This is a genomic window from Azonexus sp. (genome assembly GCF_036170495.1).
Classification (GTDB): Bacteria; Pseudomonadota; Gammaproteobacteria; order Burkholderiales; family Rhodocyclaceae; genus Azonexus.
This window is the reverse complement of sequence record NZ_JAVHPH010000392.1, coordinates 22,888-34,312: the sequence shown is the minus strand read 5'-3', so window position 1 is coordinate 34,312 and position 11,425 is coordinate 22,888. Positions and strand designations below refer to the sequence as shown.

The window sequence follows — 11,425 nt, the reverse complement described above, 5'->3', positions numbered from 1 at the left end:
TTCTCGAAAACTTCGCCGTAAGCGCGGGTTTTCGGGGCGTTGGTAATCACGGCGTTGCGGGCTCGGTCGACCAGGGCCGGCTGCTGGCAGGCGAGGGCGATGCCGTTGAGGCGGCCGATGGCTTCGACCGCGGCGGTCCCTGCCTCGGCGGCCTGAGCGGTGTTGGCGACGGTGCACAGGGTCAGGGCGAACAGTGGGGCAAAGATCTTCATGGCGCAGGTCCTCAGGGTTGAAGGGCGATTATAGGGAAGGCGCCGGGGCAGACCTTTTCACAGATCAAAAATGGCGAGTAATTGTGGCAGGCCTTCGCTGATCGCCACCGGGCCGGGGGTTAGGATGATGGCCGATTTGATTTCGTGCATGTTTTTCCGGTTGACCGCAGGAATGGTCTCCCAGCCGGGTCGGGCGGCGACGCGTTCGGGGCGGAAGTGCTTGCCGCACCAGGAGCCGATGATGATGTCCGGGGCGCCGGCGATGACCGCTTCCGGCGTCGGCCGGCGGTCCTTGGCGAGCGGCGAGCGGGCCTGTTCGGCGAAAATATCTTCGCCGCCGGCGATCTCGATCAGCTCCGAGGCCCAGCGGATGCCGCTGATCAGCGGTTCGTCCCATTCCTCGAAATAGACGCGCGGCTTCTTGCCGGTTTTGGCGAAACGTTCGGCGGCGATGGCGCGGGCCTTGGCGATCTCGGCTTCCAGTCCGGCGACGATGTCCAGCGCCTTGGCCTCGGCGCCGACCAGCCGGCCGAGCGTTTCGACCATGCCGAGAATGTCCTCGACGCTGCGCGTGTTGAAGGCGTAAACCGGCACGCCGGCCTTGATCAGGTCGCGCGAAATCTCGCTTTGCAGGTCGGAGAAGGTCAGCACGAGGTCGGGCTGGGTCGCCAGAATCTTGTCGATGTCGCCGCTCGTGAAGGCGAAGACCTTGGGTTTTTCCTTGCGCGCCTCGGGCGGCCGCACGGTGTAGCCGGAAATGCCGACGATGCGGTCCTGCTCGCCGAGGGCGTAGAGCACTTCGACGGTTTCCGTGGTCAGGCAGACGATGCGTTGCGGTGTGCGGCTCATTTGGCCGGCCTGCGGCGGCGCGCGATGTCGAGATGGGCGCAGAGTTTTTCGGTGCCGTCGAGGATGCGTGGCGTGTGGCGTTGCATGATGTCCGGGTTGATGTGGAACAGGTTGTCGCGTTTGACGGCGGTCATCCGCGTCCATTTGTCCCAGTCGTGCAGCCAGTCCGGCTGGGCATCGGCCATGCCGGTGGCGACGATGGCTTCCGGGTCGGCTTCGAGCACGGCTTCGACGGTGACGTTGGGGGCCATCTGCTTGAGCTGGCCGAAAACGTTTTCGCCGCCGCAGATCTTGATGGCATCGCTGATGATCTGCGGGCCACCGACGGTTACTAGGGGCGCTTTCCAGATTTGGTAGAAGACGCGCACTTTCGGCTTGTCGGCATTGGCAGCGCGCAAGCCTTCGAGGCGCTTGCGGAAACGATCCGCCGTGGCATTGGCAACCACCTCGGTGCCGGCCAGTCGGCCAAGTTGCTCGAGTTGGTTGGCGATGCTGGCGATGGTGTTCGGCTGCGAAACATAGACGGTCAGGCCGAGCGCTCTGAGTTTGTCGACCTGCGTCATGTTGTTGCCGCTCTCCCAGGCCAGCACGAGATCGGGTTTGAGGGCGGCGATGGCTTCGAGGTCGATGCGCGAATAGCCGCCGACGCGCGGCACTTTCTTCGCTTCCGGCGGGTAGTCGCTGTAATCGACGGTGCCGACCAGTTTGTCGCCGGCGCCTGCGGCGTAGAGGCTTTCAGCGGCGTGCGGGGCGAGGGTGACGATGCGTTTGGCCGGTGCTTTCATCCGGATTTCCTGCCCGGTGTCGTCCTGGACGACGAGATCGGCGTGGGCGGCGGTGGAAACGAGCGTTGCTGCGACCACAGAAACAAAGGCTGGCCCCACGGTCAACCGGAAAAAAAGGCCAAATTTCAACTTGTTCTCCAGGCGGAAAGCGCCTCGGTCAGCCGCTGCCAGCCGGCTTCGTCGTCAGGCAGGCCGAAGCGCAGCAGCGGTTGCTGGTCGTAATGGCGGGTCAGGATGCCCTGGCGGGCGAGGGTTTCGTGCAGCTCGGCCGAATGGGCGCTGGTCAGCGTGGCGAACAGGGCGGTCGATTTGACCTCGCCGAGCGGCGCCAGCAGTTGGCGCAGACGTTCCCCGGCGGCGATCAGCCGGGCTCGGGCGGCGGCTTGCCAGGCGCTGTCCTGCAGCGCCAGCCGGGTGACTTCGCGGGCTGGGCCGCTCACTGTCCACGGCCCCATCGCCTCGTTCATGCGGTTCAGGATGTCGGGCGCGGCGAAGACGAAACCGACGCGCGCCCCGGCCAGCCCGAAGAACTTGCCGATCGAGCGCAGCACGATGAGGTTGGGTGCTTCCTCGGTGCCGGCCAGCGGCGTCAGGCTGTCCTCCGGCGTCGGGTCCATGAAGGCTTCGTCGATGATCAGCCAGCCGCCACGTTTCTTGAGCTGATGGGCGGCGTCGATGGCGATGTCGCGGGGATGACGGTCGGCCGTCGGATTATTCGGGTTGCAGAGCAGGACGTAGGGCGTCGCCGCAGCCAGGGCGCGCGGCAGCGTGGCGTTCTGCAGGAAACGCATCTTGTGGCCGGCGCGTTGCCAGGCTTGGGGGTGTTCGCTGTAGATCGGCGAAATGCAGGCGACCACGGCGCGCGGCAGGAGGGCCGGCAGCCAGTGGATGGCGGCTTGCGAGCCGGCGACCGGCAGCAGGTTGGGGTTGCCATAGTAAGCAGCGGCGGCGGCTTCCAGCCCGTCGTTTTCTTCCGGCAGACGGTGCCAGGCTTCGGCGGGAAGCGCGGGTACCGGCCAGCCTTCCGGGTTGATGCCGGTCGATAAATCCAGCCAATTTTCCAGCGGAATGTTGTAGTGCGCCGCGGCTTTGCGCAGGCCGCCACCGTGTTCAAGCATTGACGAATCCAATCACGAAAAAGACGGCCAGCCATAGCCACAGGCTACGCCGGATCAGGCTGATCGCCCGGCCAAGGTCAGCGGCTACCGGCGCCGGGCCGGCACCGAGCGGCGGGCGGATTTCTTCCTGGCCATGATAAATCGCCGCACCGCCGAGCAACACGCCGAGGCTGCCGGCGCCAGCCGACATCACCGGCCCGGCGTTCGGGCTGTCCCAACCCGGCGCCTGCGCCCGCCAGCAGGCCAGCGCCATGCGCGTCTGGCCGAGAACGGCGTAGCTCAGGGCCGTCAGGCGGGCGGGGATGAAATTCAGCGCATCGTCGAAACGGGCGGCGAAGCGGCCGAACAGGTTGAAACGTTCGGTGCGGTAGCCCCACATCGCGTCGAGCGTATTGGCCAGCCGGAACAGCACGGCGCCGGGCCCGCCGAGCAGGGCGAACCAGAACAGCGTGCCGAAGATGGCGTCGTTGCCATTTTCCAGCACCGATTCGACACCGGCCTTGGCAATGCCGGATTCGTCGAGCGTCGCGGTCTCGCGCGATACGATCCAGCCGACGCGCCGCCGTGCCTCGTCGAGCCGCCCTTCCTGCAGCGGTTTGGCGATAGCCGCGGCGTGCTCGCACAGGCTCTGCGCGCCGATGGCGAAATAGAGTAGCACCACATCGACGGCAAACGGCGCCCACGGCCGCAACCAGAAAGCCAGCGCCACCCACGGCCCGATGGCAAGCAACCAGGCCAGCCCGCCGCCGGCGATTGAACGCCGGTTGAACCGCTTTTCGATGGCCGAGGCCAGATTGCCGAAACCGACCAGCGGGTGAAAACGGCGCGCTTCGCCGAGCCAGCGGTCGAGCAAAACCGCACTCAACGCCGCCAAGGGCATGGCCAGCGCGCCGTCGATCATCACTTCGGGAAAACGCCGCGCTGCTGAATGTCGTCCTGCATGCTGGCGAGTGCTACGGTCAACGGCTCTTTTTGTTCAAAATCAGCCTGCCCCCACTGGTCGTAATACAGCAGGTCGGCAATCGGCAGACGCGGCAGCCAGCCGGCTTTTTCCAGCTCGGGTTTGTCATGAAAATGGCTGACGTAACCGATGCACAGATAAGCCACCGGCACGATGTCGCGTGGAATGCCGAGGGCGTCCTGGAGTTCCGGCTGGTTGAAAATGCTCACCCAGCCAACCCCCAGCCCTTCGGCGCGGGCTGCCAGCCAAAGGTTCTGCACGGCGCACACACTGCTATACAAGTCCATCGTCTTGATGTGCGTGCGGCCGACGACAACCGGTCCGGTGCGCTGGCGGTCGCAGGTGATGCACAGGCCGACCGGCGATTCGACGATGCCCTCGAGCTTCAACTGGCTGTAAATCTCCCGCTTGCCCTCCGGGAACATCAGGGCAGCCTCGGCATGGGCCTTGGCAAACACCTCGCGGACGCGACGCTTGACCTCGGGCGAACGGACGAGCAGGAAGTTCCACGGCTGCATGAAGCCGACCGACGGCGCATGATGCGCCGCCATCAGGACGCGACTAAGAATATCGTCGGGTACCGGGTCGGGCAGAAACTGGCCGCGCACGTCGCGGCGATTGAAGATGGTGCGATAAACGGCGGCCCGTTCGGCCTCCGAAAAAGATGCTGCAACTTGGTTTTCCATGGATTCCCCTTGTGGAAAAACGACAGCTGCCTGACCAAGCAGCCTGCAAACGATCTCCCGGCCGGTCTTCTGACTTGGACTCAACCGAACGATGCGCCTTCCCGGCCGAAACCAGTGGCAACAGCATCGCCCGTCCTCCTCACAGCGTTGGGCACGTGACGGAATCGCACCGCCTTCCCGATTCTCCGGCCAGCAACGCTGGCCAGCACCCGGAGATACTTTTTTTGAATTTCAGAATGGCGGATGCTAAGCGACGGGCAACGCTGAGGCAATAGCGCCGCGCTCAGGTCGGTGGGCGCGAAGGCGGAAGTACCTTGCCGTGAACGATGGCATCGGCGGCTCGTGTTGCCAGCGCCTCGATGGTCAGCGACGGCGATTCACCGCCGCCGCTCGACGGGAACACGCTGGCGTCGGTGATGTAGAGATTGGCATGGTCGTGGCTGCGGCATGTCGCATCGACGACCGAAGTCTTGCTGTCCGCACCCATGCGGCAGGTGCCGAAAACATGAGTTGCCGAAAAGTTATCCCAGGCGCCGAATTCTTCAAGCAACTGCTCAACTCCGGCGGCCTTCAGCAATTGGCGTGATTTTTCGGCCATGAAGCGCAGGCGCTTGATGTTGTCCGGGCCGAGCGAGGAGTGTATGCGTGCCACGGGAAGGCCGAGGCGATCCCTTTCGCCGGGATCGAGGTCGATGTAGGTGCCCTCGTTGGGCAGGAATTCGCCGATGGCGCCGACCGACACGGCACTGCCGAAGCTGCTGCGCACCTTGTCCTTGAGGCCTTGGCCAAAACCGTCGAAAAGTCGGGTTGCGTAGGAAATGGGACCGGTGAAGCCGATTTCCTGCGTGCTGGAATTGAAGCGGCAGCCGCCAATGGTGCCGGCGATCGCATCCGGCCGATTGAAATCCCAGCAAATGGCATCGGAGGGCAGCCCGGCATGGCTGTTGGTCAGGCCAGGCACGATACCGGCGCTGTTCCAGGATAGCGACTCCATGAAATTGCGGCCGACCTGACGGGAAGCGTTGGCCAGCCCGTCGGGAAAGCTGCGGCTGCGGTTGGCCAATAGAAGACGCGGCGTCTGCACGGCACCGGCGGCAAGAATGAGCCGCGGCGTTTCGACCCGGTGCACCTTTCTTCCGACGACATACTCGACGTAATCGATGCGCCCGCTGGCCTGGCTGTGGATGCGGGCAAGCGGACTGCCGGGGCAGAGTGTAAGACGACCCGTAGCGAGTGCCTTGCGGATAAAGGTCACGTCGACCGAACCCTTGTCCCCCAGCGGGCAGCCGCGGCTGCAGTTACCACAATAATTGCAGGCCGGGCGGCCGTCGTAGATGGCCGAGAGCGCCGCGCGCGAATTGGCTTGCCAGGTCATGCCGAGTTTCTGGCCGGCGGCGGCAAGCAGTCGGGCTGACGGGCTCAATGGGTGAGCCGGCAGCGGGTAAGCTGTGCTGCGCCAGCGGTCGCCCTGACTTTCCGGTCCGGCGACGCCGATCTGTGTCTCGCAGAGCGCGTAGTAGGGTTCGAGATCGGCATAACCGAGTGGCCAGTCTTGCCCGGTGCCGTGTTCACTGCGCAGTTTCATTGCTGCCGGATGCATGCGGTGCGACTCACCGACGAAGTGCAGCGTACTGCCGCCGACGCCTTGAACATGCCAGTAGCCGGGCCCCATCGCCTGGCGGGTCTCGCTACGTACGGTTGGCCCGATCGAACTGTTCCAGGAGCGGAGATCGCTGTCGGCCGGGTCAAGGCGGTCGAATTGTCCCAGCGTGAAGGTTCCCCGGCTGCCGCGTGGCTCTGGAAACTGATGCCTTTCCCAATCCGGCTGGTTCAGCTTGTAGTCCCGCGCCGGGTCGAAACGCGGGCCGGCTTCGAGCAGCAATACGGCCAGCCCTTGCTCGCAGAGGCGCCATGCCGCGGCAGCACCACCGGCACCGGCGCCGACGATGATGGCATCGAAACGCTTATCGGTCATGACCAGGAAGAAGGCGGGTAGCCAACGGGCTGCGGTGGGTTCTGGATGGGCAAACCATGCCAGGCACTCAGGGCGCTATAGTAAAGTTCCAGGGAAATCTGGCGTAATAGCTCGTAGAAACGGCGCGGAATTTCATTCCAGTCAGATTGCGCCATCCACGAAACCACAGCCAATTGCTGATCGACTGCCAATTTGGAGAACGGCGGCCCCCCGGTCATGTTCAGCCAGCGACAACCCAGATTGAGCAGTTTCCGGAAGTCGGGCTCGGTCTTCGAGAATGTCCAAATCTGCTGGTCGACACCAAGGTCGGTCGCCGAGCCGCTCAGCCCGTCGCGTGGCAAAAGAGTGTCGACAAATGATGCCAGTGCAGCATGCTCAGCAGCACCCGGTGTGAGCGGTGCTGCGGCAAAGGCCAGGTTGACAGCGCCACCGACAAAGAAAGCGCCGACGATCTTGCAGAGACGCCGGCGCGAGATGGAGCCTAGATCATCCACTGGCGGCTGGGCAAACTTGGACAACTATGCGTACTTAGTCGAGAAACTGGCAATCGGGATCGATATAGGCGCCAAAAGGATCAAGGACACATGACGTGGTGGTCCGCAAGGATGGCTTGCTGAATTTGCCCTGGCTTTGCAGGGTGATATACGGAACCACGCCATGGCTAAGGTACCCGTCTACGCCAGCAGCGACGAACGGTCCGTTGAGACCGAGACCCAGCAGCGGGGCAGAACGAATGAAGTCGTAGCCGATGCCCAATTCACCCTGAAGTTTTTCCTTGCCGTTGAGGTAGCTCAACTTAAGCTTTCCAGGTTTGATGCCGCCGGCAAGATTGAGGTGAAACGACAGGTTGGCACCTTGGGTGTCGCCATCGGATTTCACTTTGGTATGGAAGACGCCGAGGACCAGGGCAGGGGTCCAACTGCTACCCAAGCTCCAGTTCAGGCCGGCATAGGCGTTGGTGTTGTTCTTGCTGGTGCTGCCCGAGGTTGTGTTGACCAGCGAGTAGAGCGGGGGGGACTTGCCGGCGAGAGCCGAAGAGCTAGCGAGGGCAAGAGCGAGCGCAAGTGCAAGGGTGGACTTTTTCATGAAAGGTACTCCTGGAAACTAAATTGAAAATCCTGATGATTGAGCGATCAGTAACTGATGTTACACACTGTTACTGAAGCTTGCCATCCTCGTTTTGAGGACGATTTGGATGAAATCTTCTGTTATCTGTGGCGTGGTAGTCAGGGTGGTCGTTTCGACTGATTACCGTAATAATTCGGCTTTTCAACTTCGGCGCAACACATGTCATTTTTCCCCCTGATGGTCCAAGGCACCACCTCCGATGCCGGCAAGACGACGCTGGTGGCCGCCTTGTGTCGCATCCTGCAGCGTCGGGGCGTGCGGGTCGCGCCGTTCAAGCCGCAGAATATGGCGCTCAATTCGGCCGTCACCGTCGATGGCGGCGAGATCGGGCGGGCGCAGGCGTTGCAGGCGCTGGCTTGCGGTCTGGCGCCGCAGACCGATTTCAACCCGGTGCTGTTGAAGCCGACGACCGACAAAAAAGCGCAGGTTGTTATCCACGGCCAGGTGGCCTTCGACCTCGATGCCAAGGCGTATCACGACTACAAGCCGCGGGCGATGGCGGCGGTGCTCGAATCGTGGGGGCGGCTGACGGCGGCTTACGAATGCGTGGTGGTCGAGGGGGCCGGGTCGCCGGCCGAGATCAATTTGCGCGACCGCGACATCGCCAACATGGGTTTCGCCGAAGCGGTCGATTGCCCGGTGATCATCGTTGCCGACATTGATCGGGGCGGCGTTTTTGCCCATCTCGTCGGCACGCTGGCGCTGCTCTCGCCATCTGAGCAAAATCGCGTCAAGGGTTTCGTCATCAATCGTTTTCGCGGCGACATCGCGCTGCTTGAATCCGGCCTGAGCTGGCTGGAGGCGCGCACCGGCAAGCCGGTTCTCGGCGTTCTGCCCTATTTGCACGGCCTGATGCTCGACGCCGAGGACGCCATTGCGACGGCTACGGTCGACCGGAAAAAAGCGCCAAAATTGAAAGTCATCGCGCCGGCTTATCCTCGTGTTTCGAACCACAACGACCTCGACCCGCTACGCCTGCATCCGGAAGTCGATTTCCGCTGGATAGCCCCGGGCGAAACGCCGCCAGCCGCCGATCTGATCGTTCTGCCCGGTTCCAAGGCGGTGCGCGCCGACCTTGACTGGTTGCGCGAAAAGGGCTGGGCGACGGCGATTCACAAGCATTTGCGCTACGGCGGCAAGGTGGTCGGCCTGTGCGGTGGCTATCAGATGCTGGGCCGGATGATCCATGACCCGCGGGGGCTGGAAGGTCAGCCGGGCAGCACGCCGGGGCTCGGTGTGCTCGATGTGGAAACGACGCTCGAGGCCGAGAAGCAGCTACGAAATGTGAGTGGTCACTTATCTTTGCCAGGTCAGCCGGCGATGACCGGTTATGAAATTCACCTCGGTGTGACAGGGAGCGCAGATCGGGTGCAGGCCGCCGTTGTCTTGGCCGATGGCCGCACGGACGGTGCCATTTCGGCCGACAACCAAGTCTTTGCAAGCTATTGCCATGGCGTTTTTGACCATCCCGAAGCGTTGACCGCATTGCTGGGTTGGGCCGGCATGGCGGAAAGCGCGCCGGTCGATTTTGCCGCCCGGCGCGCGGCGGATCTCGACCGGCTGGCCGATTCGGTCGAGGCGGCGCTCGACTGGTCAAAGATGGATGCCCTGCTGCCGCGCCAGCCCGGCGGTTAGGCCGGATCGGCCGCTTCGGCCGGCGGCACGTCCTCTTCGTGCTTGATGCGCTGGAGGGCAACCTGGCGCTGGATTTCGCGAAAGTCCTTTTCCCGGCCGTGCAGCGCGTATTGCGTGCGGGCCACGCCGAATACCTTCTTGGCATCGGGGCCAGCCATCAGCTGCCCGGATTGCCGGTCGGCCATTTCATGGTCGCCGAGCGAGAGGGCGGCGCGCATGATGTCGAGGCGCGTCGTGCTGTTGAATTCGGTGACGAGCATGGCCGGGCGCAGGCCGGCAAAGCGGATTTTGCCTTTTTCGACGGAGCTGATGGCGAGCAGGGCGGCAAAACCGGCCTGTTCCATGAGCCCCATCTTCTGTAGTTCGGAATCGCGGATGCCGATCAGTACCTTTTCCGCCGTGATCTTGTCGCCGGCGTTGATGTGGCTGCGCGCCGTGGCCAGCCGGTCTTCGGCTGAAATGGCGCCAGGCATGGTGTCGTTGGCGATGACATCGGCCATGGCGGCCAGCGCCGTGGCGGTATCGCCGTTGAGCGTCGCCGCCTCGGCCAGCAGGCGTTTGCGCAGATAGTTGCGGGGCGTTTTTTTGGTCATTTCGTCGAGGATTTGCTGCGCCTCGGCGTGCTCGCCCTGGGCCATGCAGATGCTCGCCTTGAGGTCGCCGGCGTCGAAGAAATGCGGCGTGTTGGCGACCACCCGGTCGATTTCCTCGCGGGCTTCCTGCAGGCGGTTTTGCTTGTGCAATGAACGGGCAACGCCGGCTCGGGCCCACGGAAATTCGTAGTTTTCGAGGATGTTACGGTAGGCGGTTTCGGCCGATTTGACGTCGCCGCTGGCGAGAAAAACCTCGGCCCGCTGGCGCAGGATTTCAAAGCGGTAGGGCCGCCCGGCTTCGCTGTCGCGGGCGGCTTCCAGAATGGCCAGGGCCTTGGCGTATTCCTGCTGGCGCTTTTCCTTGTAGTAGCCGGCAAAAAACAGCTTCTTGGCGACGATGCGATCAAGGCGCAACAAAAGCCGGTCCGGCGAAAACGGCTTGATGATGTAATCGTCGGGGATCAGTTCGACGGCGGAAACAACTTGTTCGTAAGACTGTTCGCCGGTGACCATCATGAAAATGGTTTCGTCGGGGAGCAGGTTGAAGCGCCGCAATTCTTCCAGCAACTGCTGGCCGGAACGCCCCTCGCCGAGCATGTAGTCACAGAGGATGATGTCCGGCAGGTTGTTGCGGATGCGGAAGATGGCATCCTGATAATTGCTGGCGAACTCGACGGCAAAGGCGCCCACTTGCTGGGCGACGGTACGCAGCGCATCGCGCGCCTGCGCCTGGTCGTCAATGACGAGAAATCGTTTTTTGCTGTAGTCGGCCATCAGGGGAGACGGAGTTCGAAACGGGCGCCGCCCAGGGGGCTGTCGTTGCTCAATCGCAGGCTGCCCTGGCGCTGGTGGCGGTGGTGGAGTTGGGCCAGGCGCTCAGCCACCATCAGGCCGGTGCCGGTTGCCGGCGGCAGCGTGGCGAAGCCCGGGCCGTCGTCGTCGACGCGCAGGCACAGCCAGTCGTCGTCGGTGGTGGCGCTGAGATGCACGACCTGGCCGGCGAAACGGCCGGCATTTTGCACGGCGTTATTGAGCATGTCGGTGACCAGGTCGCGGTCAAGCGGCCATTCGTCGAAGACCTGGCAATCGATGCTCAGCACGATGCCGCGTTCGGCCAAATGTTTCTGCTGGGCGAGCATGACTTCGTCGTAAACGTCGCCGACGATGGTCGGGGTGACGGCGGCCGCGGCGTCGTGACGCATCAGGTGGTAGGCGGTCAACGTGCGTGACAGCCGGTTGGCGGCCGATTCGATGGCGTAGCGTGCTTCGCCGAGCGCGATGCCGTGGGCCGCTTCGGCGGCGGCGATCATTGATTCGGCGATGAATAACTGGTTCTTGGCGTCGTGGACGCCGGAGGCCAGGATATCCAGCAATTTATGCATGTTTTGTCTCTGGTTTGTTTTTGGGCGAAGCCTAGCCTGTCAGGCTGTCGAACGCAGCGTGTACGCCAGGCAGAGACGCAGCGGGATGGCGGCGGCGGTGA

The 11,425-nt window shown here is 63.3% G+C and carries 12 protein-coding genes and 1 riboswitch; of the genes, 1 reads left to right on the top strand and 11 read right to left on the bottom strand.

The window, feature by feature from the left end; genetic code table 11:
- The 9 genes from ADADOO_RS14550 to ADADOO_RS14510 all read right to left on the bottom strand — a co-directional run.
- A partial coding sequence (locus ADADOO_RS14550; RefSeq protein WP_511278224.1) for a hypothetical protein occupies window positions 1–212 on the bottom strand: 212 nt, incomplete at its 3' end.
- A 57-nt stretch (window positions 213–269) separates the two neighbouring features.
- Window positions 270–1,061, bottom strand: coding sequence for a cobalamin-binding protein (locus ADADOO_RS14545; protein WP_511278223.1), 792 nt, complete (start codon window positions 1,059–1,061; stop codon window positions 270–272).
- Window positions 1,058–1,975 carry a cobalamin-binding protein gene (locus tag ADADOO_RS14540; protein ID WP_511278222.1) on the bottom strand — a complete coding sequence of 306 codons (918 nt, stop codon included), beginning with the start codon at window positions 1,973–1,975 and terminating at the stop codon, window positions 1,058–1,060. Before ADADOO_RS14540 ends, ADADOO_RS14545 begins: the two co-directional genes overlap by 4 nt.
- Window positions 1,972–2,964 (bottom strand): threonine-phosphate decarboxylase CobD, encoded by a 993-nt coding sequence (gene cobD, locus ADADOO_RS14535; protein ID WP_511278221.1) that lies wholly within the window; start codon window positions 2,962–2,964, stop codon window positions 1,972–1,974. Before cobD ends, ADADOO_RS14540 begins: the two co-directional genes overlap by 4 nt.
- Window positions 2,957–3,865 carry an adenosylcobinamide-phosphate synthase CbiB gene (gene cbiB, locus ADADOO_RS14530; RefSeq protein ID WP_511278226.1) on the bottom strand — a complete coding sequence of 303 codons (909 nt, stop codon included), beginning with the start codon at window positions 3,863–3,865 and terminating at the stop codon, window positions 2,957–2,959. Before cbiB ends, cobD begins: the two co-directional genes overlap by 8 nt.
- On the bottom strand, window positions 3,865–4,611 hold the full coding sequence (gene bluB / locus ADADOO_RS14525; RefSeq protein WP_511278220.1) for a 5,6-dimethylbenzimidazole synthase: 747 nt from the start codon (window positions 4,609–4,611) through the stop codon (window positions 3,865–3,867). Before bluB ends, cbiB begins: the two co-directional genes overlap by 1 nt.
- Window positions 4,612–4,653: 42 nt before the next feature.
- Window positions 4,654–4,839, bottom strand: a riboswitch (cobalamin riboswitch).
- A 55-nt stretch (window positions 4,840–4,894) separates the two neighbouring features.
- A complete protein-coding gene (locus ADADOO_RS14520) occupies window positions 4,895–6,586 on the bottom strand; it encodes a GMC family oxidoreductase (RefSeq protein WP_511278219.1) in 1,692 nt (563 codons plus the stop codon).
- Window positions 6,583–7,104 (bottom strand): gluconate 2-dehydrogenase subunit 3 family protein, encoded by a 522-nt coding sequence (locus ADADOO_RS14515; RefSeq protein ID WP_511278218.1) that lies wholly within the window; start codon window positions 7,102–7,104, stop codon window positions 6,583–6,585. The genes ADADOO_RS14520 and ADADOO_RS14515 overlap by 4 nt, the downstream gene beginning before the upstream one ends.
- A gap of 10 nt (window positions 7,105–7,114) precedes the next feature.
- A complete protein-coding gene (locus ADADOO_RS14510; protein ID WP_511278217.1) occupies window positions 7,115–7,672 on the bottom strand; it encodes a hypothetical protein in 558 nt (185 codons plus the stop codon).
- A gap of 201 nt (window positions 7,673–7,873) precedes the next feature.
- Here ADADOO_RS14510 and ADADOO_RS14505 point away from each other — a divergent pair, with 201 nt between their 5' ends.
- Complete coding sequence (locus ADADOO_RS14505; protein ID WP_511278216.1) at window positions 7,874–9,349, top strand: cobyric acid synthase; 1,476 nt, start codon at window positions 7,874–7,876, stop codon at window positions 9,347–9,349.
- Here ADADOO_RS14505 and ADADOO_RS14500 read toward each other — a convergent pair.
- Both ADADOO_RS14500 and ADADOO_RS14495 read right to left on the bottom strand, forming a co-directional pair.
- Complete coding sequence (locus tag ADADOO_RS14500) at window positions 9,346–10,716, bottom strand: response regulator (protein ID WP_511278215.1); 1,371 nt, start codon at window positions 10,714–10,716, stop codon at window positions 9,346–9,348. The two genes, ADADOO_RS14505 and ADADOO_RS14500, sit on opposite strands and share 4 nt — an antisense overlap.
- Window positions 10,716–11,324 carry a sensor histidine kinase gene (locus ADADOO_RS14495; RefSeq protein ID WP_511278214.1) on the bottom strand — a complete coding sequence of 203 codons (609 nt, stop codon included), beginning with the start codon at window positions 11,322–11,324 and terminating at the stop codon, window positions 10,716–10,718. Before ADADOO_RS14495 ends, ADADOO_RS14500 begins: the two co-directional genes overlap by 1 nt.
- Window positions 11,325–11,425: the final 101 nt, after the last annotated feature.

What these genes read in the sequence shown, in the direction of transcription:
- bluB (WP_511278220.1), bottom strand. Translation starts at nt 4,611, where the DNA reads ATGGAAAACCAAGTTGCAGCATCTTTTTCGGAGGCCGAACGGGCCGCC.
- cobD (WP_511278221.1), bottom strand. Translation starts at nt 2,964, where the DNA reads ATGCTTGAACACGGTGGCGGCCTGCGCAAAGCCGCGGCGCACTACAAC.
- ADADOO_RS14500 (WP_511278215.1), bottom strand. Translation starts at nt 10,716, where the DNA reads ATGGCCGACTACAGCAAAAAACGATTTCTCGTCATTGACGACCAGGCG.
- ADADOO_RS14505 (WP_511278216.1), top strand. Translation starts at nt 7,874, where the DNA reads ATGTCATTTTTCCCCCTGATGGTCCAAGGCACCACCTCCGATGCCGGC.
- ADADOO_RS14520 (WP_511278219.1), bottom strand. Translation starts at nt 6,586, where the DNA reads ATGACCGATAAGCGTTTCGATGCCATCATCGTCGGCGCCGGTGCCGGT.
- ADADOO_RS14510 (WP_511278217.1), bottom strand. Translation starts at nt 7,672, where the DNA reads ATGAAAAAGTCCACCCTTGCACTTGCGCTCGCTCTTGCCCTCGCTAGC.
- ADADOO_RS14495 (WP_511278214.1), bottom strand. Translation starts at nt 11,324, where the DNA reads ATGCATAAATTGCTGGATATCCTGGCCTCCGGCGTCCACGACGCCAAG.
- cbiB (WP_511278226.1), bottom strand. Translation starts at nt 3,865, where the DNA reads ATGATCGACGGCGCGCTGGCCATGCCCTTGGCGGCGTTGAGTGCGGTT.
- ADADOO_RS14545 (WP_511278223.1), bottom strand. Translation starts at nt 1,061, where the DNA reads ATGAGCCGCACACCGCAACGCATCGTCTGCCTGACCACGGAAACCGTC.